This window comes from Amycolatopsis sp. NPDC049159, assembly GCF_040648295.1.
Taxonomy (GTDB): domain Bacteria; phylum Actinomycetota; class Actinomycetes; order Mycobacteriales; family Pseudonocardiaceae; genus Amycolatopsis; species Amycolatopsis pretoriensis_A.
Genome location: NZ_JBEZDL010000032.1, coordinates 20,282 through 41,993 on the forward strand (window position 1 = coordinate 20,282; position 21,712 = coordinate 41,993).

Annotated in this window: 20 protein-coding genes and 1 tRNA gene; 7 read left to right on the forward strand and 14 right to left on the reverse strand. The window is 73.0% G+C overall.

The features are described 5' to 3' along the window. Window positions 1-9 precede the first annotated feature (9 nt). Window positions 10-86: transfer RNA gene (locus AB0B33_RS41400), tRNA-Leu, on the forward strand. Window positions 87-121: 35 nt separating this feature from the next. Here the strand turns inward: AB0B33_RS41400 and AB0B33_RS41405 are convergent. Next, window positions 122-1,045: an alpha/beta fold hydrolase gene (locus tag AB0B33_RS41405; protein WP_360782252.1), complete on the reverse strand. Its 924-nt coding sequence runs from the start codon at window positions 1,043-1,045 to the stop codon at window positions 122-124. Between the two features lie 66 nt (window positions 1,046-1,111). On the opposite strand from AB0B33_RS41405, the gene AB0B33_RS41410 reads away from it, so the two are divergent. Next, entirely contained in the window at window positions 1,112-1,708 is a 597-nt protein-coding gene (locus tag AB0B33_RS41410) for a TetR/AcrR family transcriptional regulator (RefSeq protein ID WP_360782254.1), read from the forward strand. Window positions 1,709-1,832: 124 nt separating this feature from the next. On the opposite strand, the gene AB0B33_RS41415 is transcribed toward AB0B33_RS41410, so the two are convergent. Continuing rightward, the gene (locus tag AB0B33_RS41415; RefSeq protein WP_360782256.1) at window positions 1,833-2,030 is read right to left on the reverse strand and encodes a hypothetical protein; all 198 of its coding nucleotides are present in this window, start codon (window positions 2,028-2,030) and stop codon (window positions 1,833-1,835) included. A gap of 439 nt (window positions 2,031-2,469) precedes the next feature. Between AB0B33_RS41415 and AB0B33_RS41420 the strand changes: the two genes are divergently transcribed. Both AB0B33_RS41420 and AB0B33_RS41425 read left to right on the forward strand, forming a co-directional pair. Further along, the gene (locus AB0B33_RS41420; protein ID WP_360782258.1) at window positions 2,470-3,306 is read left to right on the forward strand and encodes a hypothetical protein; all 837 of its coding nucleotides are present in this window, start codon (window positions 2,470-2,472) and stop codon (window positions 3,304-3,306) included. Window positions 3,307-3,495: 189 nt separating this feature from the next. Then, window positions 3,496-4,389: a hypothetical protein gene (locus tag AB0B33_RS41425; RefSeq protein ID WP_360782260.1), complete on the forward strand. Its 894-nt coding sequence runs from the start codon at window positions 3,496-3,498 to the stop codon at window positions 4,387-4,389. Between the two features lie 172 nt (window positions 4,390-4,561). On the opposite strand, the gene AB0B33_RS41430 is transcribed toward AB0B33_RS41425, so the two are convergent. Beyond that, on the reverse strand, window positions 4,562-5,500 hold the full coding sequence (locus AB0B33_RS41430) for a lysyl oxidase family protein (protein WP_360782262.1): 939 nt from the start codon (window positions 5,498-5,500) through the stop codon (window positions 4,562-4,564). A gap of 104 nt (window positions 5,501-5,604) precedes the next feature. On the opposite strand from AB0B33_RS41430, the gene wecB reads away from it, so the two are divergent. Further along, window positions 5,605-6,768: a UDP-N-acetylglucosamine 2-epimerase (non-hydrolyzing) gene (gene wecB / locus AB0B33_RS41435; protein ID WP_360782264.1), complete on the forward strand. Its 1,164-nt coding sequence runs from the start codon at window positions 5,605-5,607 to the stop codon at window positions 6,766-6,768. Here the strand turns inward: wecB and AB0B33_RS41440 are convergent. Both AB0B33_RS41440 and AB0B33_RS41445 read right to left on the reverse strand, forming a co-directional pair. Further along, window positions 6,738-8,066: an NAD(P)/FAD-dependent oxidoreductase gene (locus tag AB0B33_RS41440; RefSeq protein ID WP_360782266.1), complete on the reverse strand. Its 1,329-nt coding sequence runs from the start codon at window positions 8,064-8,066 to the stop codon at window positions 6,738-6,740. The two genes, wecB and AB0B33_RS41440, sit on opposite strands and share 31 nt — an antisense overlap. Window positions 8,067-8,073: 7 nt before the next feature. After that, on the reverse strand, window positions 8,074-8,886 hold the full coding sequence (locus tag AB0B33_RS41445) for a glycosyltransferase (RefSeq protein ID WP_360782268.1): 813 nt from the start codon (window positions 8,884-8,886) through the stop codon (window positions 8,074-8,076). A gap of 229 nt (window positions 8,887-9,115) precedes the next feature. Here AB0B33_RS41445 and AB0B33_RS41450 point away from each other — a divergent pair, with 229 nt between their 5' ends. Next, complete coding sequence (locus AB0B33_RS41450) at window positions 9,116-10,546, forward strand: exopolysaccharide biosynthesis polyprenyl glycosylphosphotransferase (RefSeq protein WP_360782270.1); 1,431 nt, start codon at window positions 9,116-9,118, stop codon at window positions 10,544-10,546. After that, entirely contained in the window at window positions 10,528-11,820 is a 1,293-nt protein-coding gene (locus AB0B33_RS41455) for a putative glycoside hydrolase family 15 protein (protein WP_360782272.1), read from the forward strand. Before AB0B33_RS41450 ends, AB0B33_RS41455 begins: the two co-directional genes overlap by 19 nt. On the opposite strand, the gene AB0B33_RS41460 is transcribed toward AB0B33_RS41455, so the two are convergent. Genes AB0B33_RS41460 through AB0B33_RS41500 form a run of 9 tightly spaced genes read right to left on the reverse strand, consistent with a single transcriptional unit; the run spans window position 11,768 to window position 21,646 of the window. Beyond that, on the reverse strand, window positions 11,768-12,925 hold the full coding sequence (locus AB0B33_RS41460) for a glycosyltransferase family 4 protein (RefSeq protein ID WP_360782273.1): 1,158 nt from the start codon (window positions 12,923-12,925) through the stop codon (window positions 11,768-11,770). The two genes, AB0B33_RS41455 and AB0B33_RS41460, sit on opposite strands and share 53 nt — an antisense overlap. After that, window positions 12,922-14,031 (reverse strand): glycosyltransferase, encoded by a 1,110-nt coding sequence (locus AB0B33_RS41465; protein WP_360782275.1) that lies wholly within the window; start codon window positions 14,029-14,031, stop codon window positions 12,922-12,924. Before AB0B33_RS41465 ends, AB0B33_RS41460 begins: the two co-directional genes overlap by 4 nt. Then, the gene (locus AB0B33_RS41470) at window positions 14,028-15,464 is read right to left on the reverse strand and encodes an oligosaccharide flippase family protein (RefSeq protein ID WP_360782277.1); all 1,437 of its coding nucleotides are present in this window, start codon (window positions 15,462-15,464) and stop codon (window positions 14,028-14,030) included. The genes AB0B33_RS41465 and AB0B33_RS41470 overlap by 4 nt, the downstream gene beginning before the upstream one ends. After that, window positions 15,461-16,720, reverse strand: a complete 1,260-nt coding sequence (locus tag AB0B33_RS41475) for a glycosyltransferase 87 family protein (protein WP_360782279.1) — start codon at window positions 16,718-16,720, stop codon at window positions 15,461-15,463. The genes AB0B33_RS41470 and AB0B33_RS41475 overlap by 4 nt, the downstream gene beginning before the upstream one ends. Then, window positions 16,717-17,595 (reverse strand): hypothetical protein, encoded by an 879-nt coding sequence (locus AB0B33_RS41480; protein WP_360782281.1) that lies wholly within the window; start codon window positions 17,593-17,595, stop codon window positions 16,717-16,719. Before AB0B33_RS41480 ends, AB0B33_RS41475 begins: the two co-directional genes overlap by 4 nt. Continuing rightward, window positions 17,592-18,647, reverse strand: coding sequence for a glycosyltransferase (locus AB0B33_RS41485; RefSeq protein ID WP_360782282.1), 1,056 nt, complete (start codon window positions 18,645-18,647; stop codon window positions 17,592-17,594). The genes AB0B33_RS41480 and AB0B33_RS41485 overlap by 4 nt, the downstream gene beginning before the upstream one ends. Continuing rightward, entirely contained in the window at window positions 18,622-19,860 is a 1,239-nt protein-coding gene (locus AB0B33_RS41490) for an O-antigen ligase family protein (RefSeq protein ID WP_360782283.1), read from the reverse strand. The genes AB0B33_RS41485 and AB0B33_RS41490 overlap by 26 nt, the downstream gene beginning before the upstream one ends. Continuing rightward, window positions 19,857-20,816, reverse strand: coding sequence for a polysaccharide deacetylase family protein (locus AB0B33_RS41495; protein WP_360782285.1), 960 nt, complete (start codon window positions 20,814-20,816; stop codon window positions 19,857-19,859). Before AB0B33_RS41495 ends, AB0B33_RS41490 begins: the two co-directional genes overlap by 4 nt. Next, window positions 20,813-21,646, reverse strand: coding sequence for a hypothetical protein (locus AB0B33_RS41500; RefSeq protein ID WP_360782357.1), 834 nt, complete (start codon window positions 21,644-21,646; stop codon window positions 20,813-20,815). The genes AB0B33_RS41495 and AB0B33_RS41500 overlap by 4 nt, the downstream gene beginning before the upstream one ends. Window positions 21,647-21,712 lie beyond the last annotated feature (66 nt).

Genomic DNA, 21,712 nt, shown 5'->3' on the forward strand with positions numbered 1-21,712 from the left:
GTGTGTGGTGCCCCCGTAGCCCAATCGGCAGAGGCAGTCGACTTAAAATCGACGCAGTGCGGGTTCGAGTCCCGTCGGGGGCACCAGCGCAATCCGCACGTTGTCATCCCCCCCCTGCCCGCTAGGGGTGGGCGTGAGTGCGCAGGAAGTCCAGCTGGTCGGTGACGACCCGCTCGAAAGGCTCGCCGGTGTAGATGTCGAAGTGCCCCGCCGGGTAGCGCCTGATCTGGCCGTGGGGTGCTTTGCCCGCGTGGCGCAGGGTGGCTTCGGCGGGCGCGACCGTGTCGTCGTCGCACACGCAGAACAGGATCGGGCAGCGGATCCGCGCGGCCTTGCGGCCCGGTGCGTAGAGCGGGATCTGCAGGGCCACCCGGGCGGGGACGTCGTTGCGGTAGTCGGCCTCGGTCAGGCCGGAGGCGTGCAGCAGGCCGATGATGCCGTCGAACACATCCGGGGCGTCGTCGGTGCTCATCAGGCCCAGTTCGCCCGGGCGGGCCGCGACCTTGATCCGCACCGGTGGCCGGCCGAGGGCCGTTGCGGCGAGGTCCTTGCCGGCCGCGATGGTGAGCCGCGCGGTGGTGCGCGGGGACAACGCCAGGGTCGAGGCGAGGCCGTCGGTGAACGGGCACTGGGCGATCGCCGCGGTGATCCGCGGGTCCTCGGCGGCGGTGGTGATGGCGTGCCCGCCGGCGAACGAGGTGCCCCACAGCACCACCCGGTCGCCGTCGACCTCGGGCAGGGTGCGGGCGAAGGCGACCGCGGCGTGCCAGTCCTGGCGCTGGCGGCGGACGCTGAGCAGCTCACGGGGCTGCCCGTCGCTCTCGCCGAAGTGGCGGTAGTCGAAGACCAGGCAGGCGTAGCCCTCGGCCTGGAAACGCCGGGCGAAGGCGTCCAGGCGCAGCGCCTTGACCGCGCCCAGCCCGTGGGCCATCACCAGAACCGGCGGCGGCGTTACGGCGGTGGCGGGCAGGTACAGCCAGGCGTGGCAGCGGCCGTCCCCGGCGGGGAAGTGCAGGTCGCGGCGCTCGGGTGCGGAACCGGTCATGGCCACCTCTCTTGATGGGTATTCAAGAGAGGTTGGCGGTTTCTTGAATGCCTGTCAAGATGAGGTGTGCCGACCAACCGCCGCCCGGTCCCCAAGGAGCAGAAGCGCGAGGAGCTGCTGGCCGCCGCCGCGGAGCTGTTCGTGCGCGACGGCTACGACGCGACGTCGATGAGCAAGCTCGCCACGCACGCCGGAGTCACCGCGAACACGCTGTACTGGTACTTCCGGGACAAGGACGAGCTGCTGGTCGCGGTCGCCGATCGCTACCTGCAGGGCCTGCTCCGCCACCACGCCACGGTCGCCGACCGGCCGCTCGCCGAGCAGCTGCGGTGGCTGGTGGAGCGCCTGCGTCCGGTCAATCACCTGGTGGCGACCGTGCACAACCGCGTCGCGGCGGCGGAGTCGGTCGCCGCCTGGCACACCGGGTTCCACCGCAGCATCGAAGCGCTTTTCGAACGTCAGCTGCCCGGTCCGTTCCCCGCCGAACGCCGCGCCGCCGAGGCCGCCGCCGCGACCTTCGCCCTGGAAGGCGCCCTCGTCCACGACCTCGACGACACCACCACCGGCCAGCTCTGCGAAATCGTCGCGGAGCGCCTGCACCACGCCGTCGACCCCGATCGGCGGACGCCGACGGACGACGGCTCGGCCCGCTCGCCCCGATGAGCACGGCGACCTGTCCATTGAGGACGGTCGCCGGGCACGGGGGATCGAGGGCGCCACCGGCGAAAGCCGGCTGTGCTCGATCCTGCTCTCGGTCGCGGGATGGTCGCCGGCCGGAACCGGACGGTCAGGCGCCTGGGACGATGAGGATGGGGTAGGTGCGGTCGACGACGCAGAGGGCGTTGGTGGCCCACATCGCGAGCGAGCTGCCCACGCACCTCACGCCCGGCGTGGATTCCGTCTGGGCGGAGGCTGTTCCGGTGGCACCGAGGAGGATTCCGGTCGTCAACGTGAGGGCACCGATCGTGGCAGTGATGCGTCGCATGGCGATACTCCTGTCCTAGAGCCGGTCTTCGTTGGTCGTGCCGTCGGGGATTGCCCCGGAACCGGGGTGGCGGAACGGATCGACGGCTCGTGACACCGTCTCGGGTGACACCCACTGGAGCCCCACAGCGGATCTCCAACGTCGGACGACCGTGTGTGGAGAGCACCGTGACCGCGATTCACGCTCTGATCTCCCCGATCGTGTTGCGGCACATCGCCGAAATTCAGCGGGATTGTCGCTACATCAGGTGAATCGACGATGTCGTGCCATATGTGCGATCGCTCGGCCCCGTGGAAGGGTTTCTGCTGGTCGGCGGCCTCGATATCGGCACTCGAATGGAAAGGATCCAGATCTGTGCGGCTCCTGGAGCGGGGTCAATTGAAAGGGGTGAATGGCATGTGGTTTGGTGGAGCGGTCGAATCGGCGTGATTGACCGCCGATGGTGGAAAAGCTGACGACAGGCGGGATCGAGATCGTGACGAGTGCGACGAAGCGGGGAGGCGACGTGGTGAATGCCGGTCGGATCCTCGTGCGCGCACTGGTCGTGATCGGGGGTGCTGTCGCGCTCTCCGCGGTCGCGTGGCTCACCGCGACGGCGTTCGCCAGCACCATCACCCAGATCGCCGACGGGCCGGGAACTCCGGCCGTCGTGACGGTCGCCGACGACCTGAAGCCGCCGACGCTCTCGGCGGTGACCGGTGCGACGCCCTCGCTTGTCCGCGTGCGCGACCTGTCCCGAGCGGTTGCGCACACGGACCGCTTGGTCGACGTGCTCGAGGCGAACGTGACCGATGCCGTGGCTTCGACCCCCGCTACCGTCCTCGCGGTCGGGCGCATCGCCGTGGTGGCGGCCGATTCGACGACGGGGCTGGTCGGCCCGGCTGACGACGCCCGCGACCTCGTCGAACACCCGCCCGCCGGCCCCGGTGCCGCAGGACCGGAAGACTCCGCGGGTTCCTCGCCCGGCACCGGCCCGAAGGAACGACCGGCCGGTCATTCCTCGGCGATCGCGGTCGGCGCGGCTACCGCAGCGATCGCGAGCGAGTCGCGCGCTGACCAGCGGGCTGACCTCGGTGCGGGTGGGCCCGGACGGTCAACGCTGCCGTCCTGCGTGGTTCCGGCCAGTACCGGTCTTGCCGCCGGTCACGACCGCAGTTCCAGCGACGCGGTCCAGCCGCCTGCCGCGGCACACCCGCGGTCGTCGCACAGCCGGAATGGCGTGTCGTGCCGAGCCGTGACGTCGACCGAAATCCAGCCCGGCGTCACACCGGACTGACCCCTTCGCCTTCTGGCTCGTAATCCCGCGGCGCATTCGTGTGCCTGGTGCGGGTACCCCTCAGGACGCCGGCCCGTGCCCAGTCCCGTCGGCTGATCCTGCCTGCTCTGCATTTTTCCCATTCCCTTTCGTCGACAACTTTTCGTTGTCCGGCGAACCATTTTAATGTTGATCGAAGGAGTATTTGTCATGCGCATCCAGACGAAGCGGACCCTGAAGGTCGCGCTGGTCAGTGGCGGCCTGCTGATGCTGGGCACCGGCGTTGCCTCCGCGGCCGAGACCGCCACCCCCGATGTCCCGGCCTCGTCGCTCGGTCAGCTGGCCACCGGCCTGCACGGGGTCGCGGACGGCGTGAACGGCGCCTCCGGCGACCTCCAGTCGGCGCGGCCGCTGCAGCAGGCAACGCCCGTAGCGGACTTGCAGCACCCCGTCCAGGCTCTCGGCACGGTGCTGCCCACGGACACCCGGCAACAGCGTCCCGGCCCGGTCGCCGACGCTCCGGCCACCGCGACGGTGCTGCACACGGTGCCGGTGCACCTGTTCCAGCACGATCTGGCTCCGAGCGCCGACGTCGACGGCGCTCTGCCGGAACAGGACCTCACCGCGCCACTGGGCAGTGAGCTGGCCGCTTCCGATCTGCCCGTGCTGCCGGTCGTCCTGCCGCTGACGGCGACGCCGGGCACGCTGCCGGGACAGGCGGCGGTAACGCCGATCGTCGGCCAGCTGGCGGAGCTGCCGCTGCGCGGGGACGTCTCGGCCCAGCCCCTGAACCCCGGTGCGGGGACTCGGGTCACCGGTTTGCGCACTTCCGCGGCGCCCCACGGGCAGCGGGCGGACGCGGGGACGATTCCGCTGCTGGGCGGGCTGCTGCCGAGCACCGGCGGAATCCTCCCGACGCGGATGCCGGGGTTGACCGGGGTGCCCGACGTGGCCCAGCTGACCTCGCTCGCCGGGCTGACCCAGCTGGCCGGGAGCACTCCGCTCACCCACGGCGGGCGCTACAACGCCGGTGCGCTCACCTCGCCGGTGAGCCAGCACGGTTCGAACTCCCTCGAGCCGGCGACCGCACTCTTGGGCAAGTAGCCGCACCGCGCAGTCACGCTCAGGGCCGGAAGCACGAACGCTTCCGGCCCTGAGCTCTGTCCGGGTTCGGCCGTCATCCCGCCACAGGTGCCCTCCGGCCCCGGCCGTCCGTTGTGTGTTCGGAAGCCGGCCGAGGGCAAGGAAATCCGGTAACGCGGCCCCGTCAACGTCGTCAAGGACAGCGTGGCCGGCCAGGGCACGTACGCAGGAACTTGACGACCGGCGCGGCGGTGATCGCCTGGTCCGGCCCCGGCGTGCCTTGCGGCCACCGGATGGAGACCGAGACCGCCGAGGAGTTGTTCCCGTAGTTCGTTTCCAGCAGTGTCCGGTCGTCGTTCACGGTGTTCACGAGCTCGTAAGTCCCTGAAGGCACGTGCGTGATGTCCAGCCACTGGAAATCCACGTCGTACTTGTAGTCGTCACCGGACCCGACCGAGATTCCTTCCACCACCTCGAGAGCCGTCGGTTCGTGGTGGCGGCACCGGTTCGCGCGGAGACGTCCGGCGAGGTCGGCGTCCGCGCCGGTGTCGCCCGGTACGTGCGTCAGGCGGTCGCTCCCGGCCACCGGGTACCGGTCGCCGAGGCAGAAGCCGTTCTTCCGATCGGTGACGATCGTCTTGCCCGCCGGGGAAACCAGCGCGAAGTGTTCGAAGTTCATCAGGTGCCAGTGCTGGTGCGCCATGGCCGGTTCGTAGTAGGTGAAGGCACGGGTGGCGCGCTGCGCGGACGCGTAGCCGGCCGGGATGGAACCGTCGGTGCCGTTGCGCAACGCCTGCCGGACCGACATGGTGCTCTGCCCCGTGCTGTCGCGGCGACCGTAGAGCAGCAGGGGCCCGTCGCCGACGTTTTCTTCCGAACTGGTGAAGCGCAGCCGGACGGCTTTGGCCGCGGTCGGCGGAACGCAGCGCCCGTTGGGTGCGGCGGGATCGACCACCAGGCACACGTCCCAGTCGCCGCACTGTGCGGGATCGCCCGCGTTGCCGCTCGCGCACCCCGGAGGGACCTGGCGGAGATCGGGCAGCAGCAGAGCAGCTGCGTCGGCGCGCGGAGCCGGGGCTGAGCCCGCGACCAGCACGGCCACCGCCGCCAACGTCACAAGTTTCTTGAGCAAGAGCTGGACCGTCCTGTCGATTCACACAATGGACTGATACGTCACGGGGTTCGGGTTCTCGGTGAGTAGCGTGCGGGCGAACACCGCCGTCGCAAAGGAAAACTATGTCGACCACCGCTGACATTCGCGAAGCCGTCACGAGTTGCCCGGAGGCGGCGGCCGGCGGTGCGACGCTCGTGTGCGGGACCCGGCCGGAACTCATCAAGCTGGCCCCGCTGGTGCGGTTGTTCGGCGATGGGTGTTCCATCGTCTACACGGGACAGCACTACGACGAGTCGCTCTACTCGCGCATCCGCGTGGATCTCCCACCGTCGAACCGGTTCCACGAACTCGGCGTCGGCGGCGGCCGGCGCGGGGACCAGCTCGGCCGGACGATCAGTGCCGTCGACGAGGTCCTCGCGGTCCACCCCGGCCGGGTGGTCATCGTGCAAGGCGACACGACCTCGGCGCTCGCCGGCGCGCTGGCGGCGAACGCGCACAGCCTTCCCCTCGTGCACGTCGAGGCCGGGCTGCGCAGCCACGACCGTGCGATGCCCGAAGAGCACAACCGGGTGCTGATCGACCACCTGGCCGACCTGTGCTGTGCGCCGACCGGACTCAACCGCGAGAACCTCCTCGCCGAAAACGTCCCCGCCGAACGGATCGTGGTCACGGGCAACACCGTCGTGGAAGCGTTGCACACCGCGCTCCCGCCCGCCTGCGAACGCGAAGCCGTCTTGGCGGCCCGGGGCCTGGTGCGGGACGGTTACGCGCTGGCCACCCTGCACCGGCCGGAGAACGTCGACGATCCCGGGCCGCTGGCGCTGATCCTCAAGGAGCTGGGCCGGCTGCCGGTACCGGTGGTGTTCCCGTTGCACCCGCGCACCGCGAAGAGCGTGACGCGGTTCGGGCTGGGCCGGCTGCTCGAGCCGCTCGTCGTGCTGGAGCCCCAGGCCTACCCGGCTTTCCTCGCTTTGGCCGCGGAGGCGGCGGTGCTCGTGTCCGACTCGGGTGGCATCCAAGAGGAAGCGAGTGTCCTCAAGCGACCGGTGATCGTCGTGCGGCGGAGCACGGAGCGACCCGAGATCGCCGGGACGTTCGGAGTGCGGGTGCCCGCCGGACCGCGGATCGGGGAGGAGGCGGCACGCTGGCTCGAGGACGTCGCCGGTCACCGCGAGCGTCTCCGGTACCTCCCTTCGCCCTACGGTGACGGGACCGCGGCTGCCCGGATCGCGGCTGCCGCGGGCTCGGTTCCGGTTCACCGGACCGGTTCGGCGGCCGCGGGCTGATCGAGCTCGGCCGCGATCCGGTCGACGACGTCGTTCGCGAGCGCGACGCTGGAGTTCCAGCTCGTGACCTCGGGGTAGACGTGGGCCGTCGTCGCCAGGAGCAGGTTCGTGCCCGCCACCGCGACGGCGGGGCGCTGCGACAGGTAGCCCAGCGGGTACACGGGCTCGACGAACGGCGCCTTGAACACCCGCACGTCCTCGATCTCCTCCGGTCCGAGGTCCGGGTACAGCCCCCTGAGCTGTGCCGACCACCGTGCCGCGATCGCCGTCTCGTCGTCGAGGTACAGCTGCGAGTCGCGATCGGTGTAGCGCATGACGTAGACGAGGTGGCGACCGCCGGTGGCCTCCGTGCCGGCGAGCTCGGACATCGCGACGACACCGTCGAACTCGGTCCCCGAACGCAGCACTGGCGTCCAGTAGTGTCCGGTCAGCCGCCGGCGCAGGAAGAACACGGCGGTGACGACTCCCTGGTAGGGCAAGTCGGTCCGGGGCAGCCGCGCGGCCAGAGCGTCGTCGGCGATGCGTCGCAGCAGGGGCAGCGGCACGGTCGACACGACGTGGTCCGCGCCGAGCACCTCGCCCCCGTCCAAGGTGATGATCGAGCTGTCGCCCGCACTGTGCAGCCGCCGGACCGGGGTCGACGTCCGCACGGTTCCGCCGGCCTGCTCGATGGAGTCCCGCACCGCGTCGATGATGACCTTGTAGCCGCCTGCCGGGTAGCCGCGGGTGGCCACGTTGCGCTCGCGGCCCAGCCGCTGCCACAAGTACAGCGCGGGCACGTCGCCGAAGGACGGCCCGAACTTCGAGCCGAACATCGGCGCGAAGAGCCGGTCCCACACGGTGTCCCCGTAGAGTCCGCGGAGCCAGTCCTCGGCGCGGAGCGCGTCGAGATCGCGTCCCCGGCCCAACCGCCGCAGCAGCACGGAGACCAGGCCGAAGCGCAGCCGGTCGCGCAGTCGCAAGGGGGAGAACCGCAGGAGGTCGAAAGCCGAGTTGAACGGGTACCGCCGTCCGGCCACGACCATGCCCATCGTCGTTTTCCGCCACCGGACCGAGTCCTTCAGGCCGAGCTCGTCCAGCAGCCCGAGCAGGCCGGCGTCCGAAGGCATGATGCAGTGGTAGAACCGCTCGATCCGCCGGTCGTCGTACGGGAAGAACGTTCCGAGGCCGCCGAGCTGGTCGCCGGCCTCCAGCAAGGTCACCCGGGTGCCGCGGTGGGCGAGGCGGTGTGCGGTGGCGAGGCCGCAGATGCCGCCGCCGATGACGACGACGTGCGGGGCGGTGGTCGATGGAGTCACCGGTGGGTCACAGCTTTCGGAAGGGCGCCGGGCTCAGCCGGTCGCGAGCGAGCAACTTCAGGTACTGCACGACGGTCCGCCGCAGCTTGAGCTTGCTCGGCCCCTGCTTGCGGTCGTACTGCAGGGTGAGCGGTACTTCGGTGATGACCGGCCGGCAGTGGCGGAGCTTGAGCAGGAGTTCGACCATGCACGCGAAACCCTGCTCTTCGATGAGCCGTTCGCCCCAATGGGCGGTGGCGCGTTCGAGCAGGGACGCGCGGTAGGCGCGGTAGCCGCTGGTGAAGTCCCGCACGCCGTCGACGTCGAGGGTGTGGCGGAAGAGTTTCGCCGCGCCGCGCGACAACACCCGCCTCGCGGCCGGGGCGGTCCGGTCGTCGCCACCGGGGACGAAGCGCGAGCAGATCGCGACGTCGGCACCGGCGGCGATTTCCGCCCGCAGCCCGCGGATCAGGGCTGGATCGTGGGTGTCGTCGGCATCCATGACGACAACGGAGTCGTCGGGGCCGGCCTCTTCCAGCGCCGCGCGCAGCCCGGACAGCACGGCACGGCCGAGTCCGAGGTTGACCAGGTGCCGCACGACGCGGACATCGAGCCCGCCGAAACCCGATTCGGCCACCGCGACGGTCGCGTCGGCGGAACCGTCGTCGACGACCCAGACGGTGAGCCGTTCGGTGCCGGCCACTTCGGCGAGCCGTCGCAGCAGGGCCGGCAACGACGCTTCCTCGTTGAACGCGGGCAGGACGACGTGCGCCCGTCCACCGGTCGGTCTCTCGGCGCGGTCCGTTTCCGGGAGTGTGGCCAAGGTGGCTTCTTCGTGCACCACGGTTCCTTTGTTCGATCGGCTTGTCACCCGACCGGCATCGATCTCCGGCTGGTCGGCAGGACGTATTCGGCTATGTTGTGTGGTTTCTTTAGCGGCCTTGAATGTCCCCCGGAAGGATGGGCGTCAGCTTCACTCGATAGAACCGGCTTCGCCTCGAAAGGCTGACGCGTGAAGAAAAGGAAGAAATGACCACCACCACCGATCGCCCCCGAAGAGGCCGAGACCGATGACCGAACTGAGAGACGCGGTCGTCACCGGATCTCTGCCCTTTCCGCGCCGCCCGCGGCCGAATCTCCGGTCGGGAACCCCGGCGGGCTCCCGCCCGTTGCTGGCCCGGGTCAACGCGGTGGCCGTGCTGCTCCTCGCGCTCGACTGCGCCGCCTGGGCCACCGCGGTCGTGCGGACGGCCCCGGGACCCGCCGGTGCCGCGGTGACCGCTGCGGCGCTGGCCGGTGCCCGGTTGGGCGGGCGGGTGCACCGCCGCCGTCTCTGGCTTTCCTGGCTGCAGGACCTCCCGCGCTCCGTCACCACCGCCGCCCTCGCGTTCGCGCTCGTCACGGGCGTGGGGATCGTGGCCGGGATGGACGGAAACCGCACGGCGGAGATGCAGGAGGTCGTCCTGTTCTCCGCTGTCCTCGGCGAAAGCGTCCGTCCGCTGGTCTTCGCGCTCGGCAGGTGGGGGCGTCGCCGGTTGCGGCGGTGCGACCGGGCCGTCGTCGTGGGGTCCGGGCACCTCGCCGGTGAGCTGGTCCGGACCATGCTCGAACACCCCGAGTTCGGCCTGCTGCCGGTCGGCGTGGCCGTGCCGGCCGGTGATCCCGCACCGGCCGGCCTGCCGATCGAGACGATCGGAGACGACCTCACCGAAGCCATCACCCGGTTGCGCGCGGGGACGGTGATCCTGGCCCCCGGCGACGACCGGGACAGCGCCGTCGTCGCCGCCGCGATCAGCGCCCACCGGGCCGGCTGCGTCACCTTGGTGCTGCCGCACCTGTTCGAGCTCTGCCCGGACGGACCCGGAGTCGACCGGCTCCGCAGCTATCCGCTGGTGTGGCTGGGCGGTGTGCCGACCCGGCGGCCCAGCTGGTGGGTCAAGCGCTTCGTGGAGACGGCGCTGGCCGCGGCCGCGCTCGTCGTGCTCATGCCGGTCATCGCCGGGTGCGCGCTCGCCGTCCTGCTGGAAAGCGGCTTCCCGGTCTTCTTCCGCCAGGTGCGGGTGGGGATGGACGGCCGCACCTTCCTGCTCTACAAGCTGCGCAGTGTGCGACCGTCCGGTGTGGACGATTCGCAGGTTCGCTGGTCGGTCGCCGGGGACAGCCGGGTGGGGCCGGTCGGCCGGTTCCTGCGCAAGACGTCGCTGGACGAGCTCCCGCAGCTGTGGAACGTCGTGCGTGGTGACATGTCGCTGGTCGGGCCGCGGCCGGAACGGCCGGTGTTCGTGCACGAGTTTTCCGCCGTGCACGACCTGTACTGGGCGCGGCACCGCGTTCCGACCGGGCTGACCGGGCTGGCTCAGGTGCACGGCCTTCGCGGCGACACCTCGATCGCTGATCGGGCGCGCTACGACAACTACTACATCGCGAACTGGTCGCTCTGGCTGGACGTGAAGATCATCATCCTCACCGTGGGAGAACTGCTGTGCCGAAGGCAACGCTGATGCGCCGGAACCGCATCCGGGTCTGGACCGGTCTGCTCGTGCTGGTCGCCGGCTGCCTTTCCGGGTGCGTGACGAGTTCGGCGCAGGGGGTGTCGGTCCCGCCGCCGACGCCGTCGGCTCCGTGCGCGTGGTGGTACGGGATCGGCCGGCCGCCCACGGCCGGCCAGATCGAGCTGGCCGCCAAGCGGTACCGGTTCGTCGTGCTCAACGCCGACCAGGGCGCGGCGATGCGCCGGCTGCACCAGCTCAACCCGCAGGTGAAGGTGCTGGTGTACAAGGATCTTTCCAGCACCCGCAACTACCCGGGCGCCGTCGACGGTGGCCGTGACGCGGCCTTCCTGCCCAGCGGGATCGGCTACGTCGCCGCGCAGCAGGACCATCCCGACTGGTTCGCCACGGACCGCAACGGCCGCCGCATCGAGTGGCAGGGTTACCCGAAGCACTGGCAGATGACCGTGTGGAACCCGGACTACCAGCAGGCCTGGACCGACGCCGTCGTCGCGGAGACGATCCGCGAAGGCTGGGACGGGGTCCTGGCGGACAACGACTTCAACTCCTTGAGCCACTACTCGTCCGCGGTCCTCGCCGGAACCGCGAACGTCGCGGAGACCGACCGGAAGCTCCGCGACGGGCTCGACGCGTTCCTCTCCCTCACCGGCGACGCCTTCGTGAAAGCGGGCAAGCTGCTGGTGCCCAACGTGTCCGAGACGCACCTGGTCCCGGGCCGGTGGACCGCGCACTCCCGCTTCGGCGGCGCCATGGAAGAGAACTTCGGCTTCCGCGAAGACGGCGGCACCGGCGGTCTCCTGACGTTCCGCGGCAACGAGTTCCAGGAGCTGCGTGCCCAGGCGGCGCTGGGCGAGTCGTTGCTGCTGCTGGTGACGCGGACACGGAACGCCCGGGAGGAGCGGGCCGGGTACGCGAGCGCGGCGTTGCTCGCCGGCCCCCGGACCTGCTGGACCCGGGCGACAACGGACGACTACCGCGAACCCGAGTGGTCGACCCTGCAGGACAGCGGCCTCGGGGAGGCGGTGGACGCCGCGGGCCGCCTGCCGAACGGGGTCTGGACGCGGACGTTCAGCCACGGCTGGGTCGCGGTGAACACGACCGCGGCGACGCAGACGGTGACTCCCCCCGAGGGGCTCGTCGAGCCCGGCTCCCCGCCCCCGAGCCCGCCACCGGCTACGCCTCCGACGTCGCCTTCTCCGACACCCACGCCGATCACGCTCGAAGCCGCGGACGCAGTCGTGCTCGTCCAGCCGGCGAAACCCTAGCCCCGGCCAGCTCTTCGTACAGGGCCAGATGCCTTCGCGCGCAGGCTTCCGGCCGGTAGCGCGCGTCGGCGCGCGCGGCCAGGAGCCGCCCGATCCGGCCGGGATCCGGTTCGGCGAACAGGGTCCGGAGCCGGTCGGCGAGCGCGGGTACGTCACCGGGCGGGGCGAGGAAGGACGGGACACCGGCGACGTCGAGCATGTCGGCCACGCCGCCGGTCGCGGTGGCCACCACGGGCTTGCCCGCCGCCATCGCTTCGGCCACGACCAACGGCTGTTGCTCCATCGAAGAGGGCAGCACCAGCGCGTCGGCCCCGGCCAGCAGCGCGGGCGCATCCGGCCGGAACCCGAGGAAGGTGACACGACCGGTGAGCGGGGACGTCTGCGCCGCTCGTTCCGCGTCGGCGCGCTGAGGCCCGTCGCCGACCACGGTGAGCCGGGCGTCCGGCGGCAACACACCGGGCAGGGCCAGCGCGGCCAGCAGATCGAGGATGCCCTTGCGGTCCACCAGCAGCCCGACGAAAACGAGGTGCCGCACCGGTCCGCGCGGCGGGTCCGGCTCGGCCGGGTCGACGCAGTTGTCGATGTGCGTCAGCCGCGCCACGGGCAGCTTCAAGCGGCGGTGCAGGAAACGGCCCATCGCTTCGGCGGGCACGACCGTGCGGTCGAGGAGCCGGGCGACCACGGCGTCGGCCGCGAGGACGGTCCTGGTGTAGGCGGCCGGACCGGCGGCGGGGCGCTCGCCGCGGAACCACGGCTCGGTCACGTCGTCCGGCACTCCGTGGTAGGTCTGGACCAGTGCGGGCCGCGGGTCGCGGCCCGCACGCAAGCCCGCGATCACCAGGCCGGCGCGCCGGTCCTGCGCGTGCACGACGTCGGGCTGCCACCCGCGGATCGCGGCCCGGGCGCGCGCCGCCGCCGTGAGGTCATGTTTGCCGGCCACCCGCAGCTCGTCGTGCAGTCCCCGGACCGATTCGGCGCCGCGAGCGGGCGTGGGACCGAAGATCCGCACGTCGAGGTCACGGGCTGCGAGTGCGGCTGCCAACCGGACGGTGACGTCGACCGGGCCGCCCCGATCCTGGGTGAGCAAGTAGGCGATCCGGGTCATGAGACGTGCTCCCTGCGGTTGAGGTCGTCGACGAGGGCGGCGATCCGCGCGGTCATGTGGCCGCGGTCGAAGGACAGCTCCGCGCGCCGGCGGCCGCGTTTCCCCTCCAAGGTGGCCAGCTCCGGATCGGCGAGGCGGGCCGAGACGGCGTCCGCGAGGCCGGCGAGGTCGCCGGGCGGCAGCACCGCGCCGGCGGCGGAGACGCTCTGGAGGACGCCGCCGACGTCGAACGCGACCACCGGCCGGGCGCACGCCATGGCCTCCAGCGGGACGAGGGCCATGCCCTCGGCGCGGGACGGGAGGACCACGACGTCCGCGGCGGTGTACCACGCCACCGGGTCGTCGGTGTGCCCCGGCCAGAGCACGGATTCGTGGCCCGCCAAGGGGTGCCGCTCCCGCCACACGGCACCCATCGGCCCGTCGCCGGCGAGCACGAGCCGGGCGCCCGGCACCCGCCGCAGCACCGCGGGCCAGGCCGACAGCAGCTGGTCCTGGCCCTTGAGCTCGGCCAGCCGGCCGAGGCAGACGGCGATCGGGGCGTGCTCGGGCAGGCCGAGCCGACGGCGGGCCGAGCCGCGATCACCGGGGGAGAACCGCACGGTGTCGACGCCGTTGCAGACCACCTCGGCTCTCGCCCGCACGCCGGCGGCCCGGCCGGCGACGAGTTCGTCGTCGCTCACGCACACGACGAGATCGGTCCAGCGCGAGGCGAACCGCTCCCACGCCGCGGTCGCGCGGCGCAGCGGCCCGCGGGCGGTCTCGAAGGACCACAAGTGTGGCTGGAAGACCGTCGCCCGGCCGCCGCGCACGGCCAGCCGGCCGGCCAGCCCGGCTTTCGAACTGTGCAGGTGCACGACATCCGGGTCCAGCTCGGACAGGAGCCGGTGCAGCCGCAGCGTTTCGGCGACGGAACGCACACCGGGGGAACGGGTCGCCGTCCAGGCGCGGACAGGGACGCCGAGTTCGCGGGCACGGCGGGCCAGCCAGCCCGACGGCGGGCACACGACGGTCACCGACCAGCCCCGGTTTCGCTGGGCCACCGCGAGTTCCAGCACGACGACGGCGACGCCCGCCGCCACCGGCTGGGAAACGTGCACGACTCTCATCCGTGGCCACCTCGGCGCAGTTCGGCGAGGGCGGGTCGCTGCAGCAGCAGGGTCGCGCCGGCGTAGGTCGCCATGAGGAGCAGGGCCTCGGCGATCCCGCCCGGCAGGGAATCCGCGGTCCCGAACCACCCGGCGTGGGCCAGCGTCACGGTGGGCACGGCCGCGGCGGCACACGCGAGCAGGACGCGAACCACCATCCCGGCCAGCTTCGCCGCCGGGGGCGCCACGCCGATCCCGGCCAGCAGCCGCCACGCGAACGGCACGACCAGCCACGCCGCGCCGAGCTGCACCGCGGCGACGGCCCCGATCCCCGCACTGGTCAGCGAGACCAGCCCCAGCCCGAGCAGGACCAGGTGCGTCGTCTCCAGCACGAGGTACCGCCGGACGTGCCCGGTGGCCTTCAGCGCCTGGTACCAGATCTGCAGCAGGCAGATCCCCGCGCCGTAGCCCGACAACAGCACGAGCGGGCCCGCCGCGTCCGCCCACCGGGCACCCAGGAGCACGACGCGGTCGGCGAGCAGCGCCAGCGCGAGGTACAGGCCACCGGTCACGACGAGCACCGCCCCCGTGAACCGGGCGACGGCCTCGTCCAGTGCCCGGCCCTCGCGCCGCAACCGCGCGAACACCGGGAAGGCGACCGCGCCGAGCACGACCGCCACCATGATGTACGGCACCCAGGCCAGCCGGTAAGCCAGCGAATAGACGCCGACCGCGGCCGGCCCGAGCACGTGTCCCACCGCGAGGTAGTCGAGGTTGACCAGCAGGGCGGCCACGACCGCGGCCGGGCCGACCACCGCGATCCACCGCAGCGCCTCCCCGGCCGCGCCGGTGTCCCAGCACGGGCGCACCCCGCCGCGGACGAGCGATCCCAGCAGCGGCTGGGCAACCGCGGTGCAGAGCAGGCCGAGCACCAGCGACACCGGCCCGGCCCCGCCCACCGCGAGCACCACGGTCAGCGCGGCGCCCAGCACCGCGCCGCCGGCGTCGGGCACGATCCGGCGCCGGAAGTCGAGCTCCCGGTGCATCAGGCCCAGCTGCACACCGCCCGCCGCCGAGAACGGCAAGCCGAGCGCGGCCAAGCGGACCAAGCCGGCCGCCTCCGGGGTGCCGAGCAGCGCGGTGAGGGGACCGGCGACGGCCACCAGGGCCGCGGTCAGAAACAGGGATGCGCCCACGCTCGACGTCAGCAGGGTGCCCGCCACCCGGCGCGGGTCCCGCTCGGTGCGGCCGATCAGGTCGTAGACGCCGATCGACTGCACCACCTGGCCGAGGTTGACCACCGCCACCGCCAGCGCCACGGCCCCGAGCTGCCCCTCGGTCAGCAGGGCCGCCAGCACCAGCGTGACCAGCATCTGGCTGCTCTTGCTGACGAGGTTGACCACGCCGAGCCACAGGGAACCGCGGACCGCGCGGCTCCCGAGCGTGTCGGTCATCCGGCCACCACGGGTTCGGCGGTCCGCGCCGGAGTCAGCCGGACCGCGGCGAACACCGCCAAGCCCCACGCGAGGACCACGGCGAGACCGTCCACCGTGACCGCCGCCCGGGCCCCGAACACCGAGACCACCGCGGTGTCCACTGTGTACAGATGCGCGAAGGGGACGGCCAGCGCGAGGACCGCCGCGGCCGCGGCGCCCCAGCCCGGCTCGGCGCGGTGACGCCACCCCAGCGCGGCCGTCGCCGCCATCGCGGGCACGGCGATCAGCACGTCGCCGGGCTGGTGCACCACGCAGACCACCACGGCCAGGCACGTCAGCAGGTCGGCGACCGGCCCCGCCGAGACCCGGTCCAGGCGCCGGACCAGCAGCACGCTCACGACCAGCACCGCGGCCAAAACCACCAGCTCGATCCCGGAAGGCGCCCAGCCGGTGACGCGGAACAGCACCGCGGCGACGTCGATCCGTTGCGCCGTCGGCGAATCCACCGCGCCGTAGTCGGTCGCCCGCGCGTGGGTGAGGTTCGCGGTCACGACGTCGAGGAACGAGCCGATCCCGCCACCGCGCACCACCAGGAGCAGCACGACCGGAAGACTGGCCGCCGCCGCGATCGCGGTGCCCCGCACCGCCACCCGGTGCGAGCCACGGGCGAACAGCAGGACGGCCAGCGGGAAGCCGTATTGCGGCTTCAGCCACGCCAGCGCGAGCGCCACCGCCGCCCACCCCGGCCGGTCCCGCCTCGCCAGCAGGGCCCCCGCGGCGCCGAGGGCGATCAGCGGGTTGACCTGGCCGACGTAGAGCTGCGCCTTCCCCACCTGGCTCGTCACCAGGAGCGCGGAAACCACGACCGCGGTGACCGCGAACGGCACCGGGACGTGCCGCCGGACCGCGTGCGCGGCCAGCGCCCCGAGCGCGACCAGCAGCAGCAACGAGAACACCGAGAACGCGACCGCGCCGGCCCGGTACCCCGCCACGGCGAACGGCGCGTGCAGCAGGAGGTGGTAGGGCTGGTAGAGGTTGAAGTCCTGGCGCACCGGCCAGTGCGCGAACATCGCGGCGGGATCGTAGGGGTTGCCGCCGCCGAGGAACTCCCGGATCGGGAAGTACAGGGCGTCGCGGAAGTCCTGCAGCCTTTCCTCCGCCAGGTCGGCCGGCGTCGGCAGCGGCACCCGCCACGAGGGCGCGAGCGCGTGCCACGCACCCAGCACCCCGGCGACGGCCGCGACGAGGAGCACGGCCCGCTGTTTCGGGCTCATGCCAGCACCACCGCCACGAGCACGGCGTCGCCCGGCAGCACCCCGGTGACAGCGGTCAGCTCGTCGTGGCCGCGTCCGCCGGCCGCCACCGCGACCACCGACGTGCCGGTTCCGCTTTGCCCGTCCGGCAGACCGGCTCCCAGCTTCGCCGCGACCTCCGCGAGGTGCGGGCTCACCGGCAGCACGCGAACGGGGCGGCCGGCCGCGCGGCACAGGACGGCGAGCCGGTCGGCGGTCGCCGGATCGCCCTCGGGCAGCACCGCCACCGGGCGCCGGATGCCCGCCGCGGCCAGCGCCCGGCGCAGCGAGCGTGGTCCGCCGGCCGGGGAAAGCCGGCGGACCGCCGCCGTCGCCAGCCCCGCGGCGACCGCGGCGACCAAGGCCAGCCCGGTCACCAGGGGCGCGTCCGGGGCCACCGCGATCACCTCGGGCCGCGGATCCAGCGTCCGCAGCTTGCCGGCCGGGGCGAGCAGGTCCGCCTTGATCACCGCTTGGCCCAGCGCCGCCGCTGCCGCGCCCGCCTGCCCGGCCGACGGCGCCCGCACCGAAAGGCGGGCGAGGCCGGACGCCGGCACCAGCTCCACGGACACGTGCTCGCCGAGTTCGCCGGGACCGTAGCCGGACACCGGAGCCGCCGCCTGCAGCACCGACGGGCTGCGGGCCAGCTCGACGAGCGCGGGCAGGGCGAGTGACACGACTTCGCCGTACTGCGGCGCCGCTTCCGGGGTGGCGACGGGCCCGGCGAGCAGGCTGACCCGGCCCTGGTACTCGGCGCCGCGCGTGAGGCCGGCGACGAGCACGATCGCCCCGGCCAGCAGCGCCACCGCGACGCTCAGCAGGACGGTGCGCGGGAAGCGCGTCAAGAGATCCTTCACCGGGCACCTCGGAGCAGTTCGTCGTAGGACTTCATCAGCGTGTGCGCGTCGTACTCCCGCTCGACGGCGCGGCGCCCGTCGGCGCCCGCGCGGTCCCGCCTGGCCCGGTCGGACAGCAGCGTGTTCAGCGCTTCGGCCGTCGCCGCCGGATCGGCGGGGGGCACCAGGAGCCCGCCGCCGTCCGCGAGGACCTCGGCGACCCCGCCGACGTCGGTGGCGACCACCGGCCGGCCCGCCGCCATCGACTCGAGCACCGCCAGCGGCAGGCCCTCCCAGTCGCTGGTGAGGACGGTGACGTCCGCGGCCGCGAGCAGATCGGGTACGTCCGCCCGGGTGCCGAGGAACTCGACCCGGCGGCCCAGCGCCTCGGCGCGCCGCTCGAGGTCCGCGCGCAGGCTGCCGTCACCCGCCAGCCACAGCACGGCGTCGCACTCGACCGCGGCCCAGGCGTCCAGCAGCACGTCGTGGCGCTTCTGCGGCTCCAGCCGGGCGAGGCAGAGCGCGACCGGCGTCCGCTCCGGGACACCGAGGGACGCGCGCACCTCCGCGCGCCCGAAGACCGGCGGCCGGGCGAACACGGCGTTGCGGATGACCCTCGGCCGGTCCGCACCCGCTTCGGCGAGCCGGTCCGCGGTGGCGGGGGAGACGGCGACGACTCCGTCGGACACGTGGCGCAGGACCCTGGCGGCAGCGGGGTAGTCGTCCTCGGCGACGCCGTGGAAGACGGTCAGCACGGGCCGCCGCCGGGGCAGGATGGCCAGCCGGGCCACCAGGCTCGCGCCGACGTTGTGGGCCAGCACGACGTCGGGCCGGAACCGCGCGACCGCGCGGCGGGTGGCCCAGGCCGCCTTCAGCACCCCCGCCTCGCTGCGGCGGGCGAGCGGGACGGGGAACACCTGCGTGCCGGCCGCGGCCAGCGCGTCGGCGCGGAAGCCCCCGGCACTGGCGACCGCGGACACCCAGCCGTACTCCTCGCCCCGGCCGGCCATCCCGGCCACGAGTGTTTCCGCCCCGCCGGACCCCATCTCACTGATCACGTGCAGCACCCGCATCGGCGCTTTCCCCTCCTTCTCGGCGAATCCGCGTTTCGGCCGCGACGGCCAGCGCGGTCAGCGACCACAACGGCAGGTAGTACTGCTCGGACAGGAACGTCGAGGTCACCAGCACGGCGAGCAGCGCCGCCTGGATCGCGGCCGCTTCCGCCCGCCGCGGACCGGAACCGGCCCGCCGGACCGTCCGCTCGCTCGCGACCGCGGCGACGCCGGGCACCGCGGCGAACAACGCGAACCCCGGCAGGCCCAGCTCGGCGGCGACCTCGAGGTACATGTTGTGCGCCACCGGTGTCTGTTCGTCGACTTCGGCGTCGTGCGACTCCGCGGCGTACCGCTCGCGGAACCCGCCGGGGCCGACGCCGAGCACCGGGTGGGCGGTCACCATCCGGGCGGCCGCCTGCCAGCGCAGCTCCCGTGTGTCCACATTGGACGCGGCGATGAACGTCTTCTCCCGCACGGCGCGGTCCAGGTGCGGACCGGCTACCAGCAATACGCCGGCACCCACCACGACGACCGCCGCGGTCGCGGCGGCCAGCACCCGCCACGGCAGCACCCGGCGCAGCAGCACCCAGCCGACCGCGGCGGCCAGGCCCAGCGCACCCCCGCGCGAGAACGTCGCCGCCGCGCCCACGACCAGGACGACTCCGGTCGCGGCCAAGGGCACGCTCCAGCGCCGTCGATCCAGGGCCGCGAGCAGGGGAAGCGCGGCGACGAGGAAGTAGGCCAGGTCGTTCGGGTCCGGTTGCGGGCCGCTCGCGCGGGCCTGGCCCTCGACGACGAGGCTGTACAGGGCGCCCGTACCGGCGACCGTCGCGCCCGCGGCCGCGGCCAGCAGCAGCCACCGGATCGGCACCTCGTGGCTCGCGACGTCGGCCAGCACCGCCGTGACCACCAGGAACGGCAGCCACCGCACGGTGTACTCCGCGGTGAACGGGCCGCTGGAGTGCAGCGCCGCCGTCGCCGCCAGCACCACGGCGAGCGACGCGAGCACCGCGTGCAGTGGCGTCGGCGGGGGGAAGCGCCGCTCACGGACCCGCACGGCGAGCCAGGTCGCCGTGAGCAGGGCGGGTGCGAGCTTGCCGAGCTGGCCCTGCACGGCCGTGAGGTACCCCTCGACCGGCGCCAGCCCGACGGTGGCGCACGCGAGGACCCGCAGCAGGGTGACCGCCCGCGTCCCGGTGCGGGCCGGGACGACTACGGCGAACGCGGTCACCGCCCGTCGTCCAGCCGCGTGACGGGACGGGTCCGCCGCACGTCCGCGCGGCGGACGTATTCGCCGGTGCCGACGACGTCGAAGTGCTCGCGCAGCGCGGAAAGCACCCAGCCCAGCCACGCCGCTTTCCGGCCGGCCGACGCCGCCATACCGGGGAAGAACTCCATGCCGGGCGCTTCGGCGCCACCGAGGACGTCGGTCGGGTGCACCAGCAGGGAAGGGGCGACTCCCCGGGCGAGGCACAACCTCAGCGCCGCCCGGAAGTAGCCGCGCGCCACCCTCGGGGAAAACTCGTGCAGCTGCACGAGGTAGGAGCAGTGGATCGGCGTGCGCAGCAAGGGCATCGTCGTCACCGGCACCTCCACGAGGGCGCTGCGGTCGCACGTGCGCCAGCGGTAGGCGTGCACCGGTGCCGCTACGCGGGAAAAGCCGCCGAACAGCTCGTTCGCGGCTCCGCGCGGTGCGGTGCGGTTGTGGTAGGCGCGGGCCAGCGGACCGATCCACGTCGGCAGGGTGCTGGCGTCGTAGGCGTAACCCCGTTCGGCGAGCAGCTCGATCAAGTCGCGCGTGACGCTGTAGCCAGGACCGCGGAAGCCGTGGGGCCGCGGCGCTCCGGCGGCGACGATCGCTTCCTCGGTCCGGCTCAGCTCGTCCTCGAGCCGGTCGCGGGAATAGCGGTGCAGCCAGGGTTCGTGACCGAACGAGTGGTTGGCGACCTCGTGCCCCGCCGCGGCGATCCCGGCGACCGCCTCGGCACCGTCCTCGCGGACGACGTCGGCGCCCACCGCGAACACCGTCGTCGTGAGCCGGTGCTCGCCGAAGATCTCCAGCAGCCGGGGGACCGCGGCGGGGAGAAAGCTGGGGTGGTCCCGCCAGCTCGGGTCGCCGTGGGTTTTCAGGTAGGCCCAGAGGTTGTCGAGGTCGACCGACACGCTCGCGAGCGGCCGCGGGGTCACGCGGCCTCCCGGGCGAGCCGGTTCGCGCCGGTGCGCGACTGCGCGCCGAGCAGGAGGACACCGCACACCACCACGGCGAGCCCGAAGGCGACCCAGGGGCCGTGTCCGCCGAGGACGTGGTCGCCGAGCACGGTGATGCCGGTGACCGACGCCAGCACGAGGGTGGTGGCATCCGCGGTGGCCACGACGGCCGCCGCCGGCCCGCGCTGCAGCGCGACGGCCATCGACGCCTGGCCGAGCACGGCCGCGGCCAGCATCAGCCAGGTCAGCGGATTACCCGGCACGGCAACGAGATCGAGGTGGGCGAGCGAGCGGCTCGCGACCGCGACGACGGCGAACGCCACTCCGGACAGCACCGCGGCCGGCAGGAACGCGCCCGTCCGGCCGGCCGGGATCATGGCCAGCCCGGTCCCGAGCACGACGACGGCGAGCGTCGCGGTGCCGGCGGGCCGGAGGTCGTCGGCCACCGAGGTCGCCGACGACCCCGCGAGCACCACGAGCCCGGTCGCCAGCAGCACCAGCGTCGCGACCTCTCCGGCGCGGATCCGCCAGCCCAGGACCGCGACCCCGAACACCGTGGCCAGGCCGATCGCCGAGGACGACGCGGTTTGGACGAGGTACAGCGGCAACGACGCGCGCGCGAAGAACGCCAATGCGAAGCCCCCGGCTTGCCCGGCGAAGCCGAGGAGGTACAGCCGGTCGGCAGCCAGCCGGGCGAGCAACCCCAGCCCGGTGCCCGGCCGGTGCTCGGCCCGGTGGGCAGCGACGCTCTGGGCGACGATCCCCGCGGCGTAACACACCGCGGACGCCACGAGCACTGCGTAATCCATCACGAACGACTCCCTAGCCGGGTACCGCGGACGGGTTCCGGCTGACAACAGGGGCGGGTGCCCACG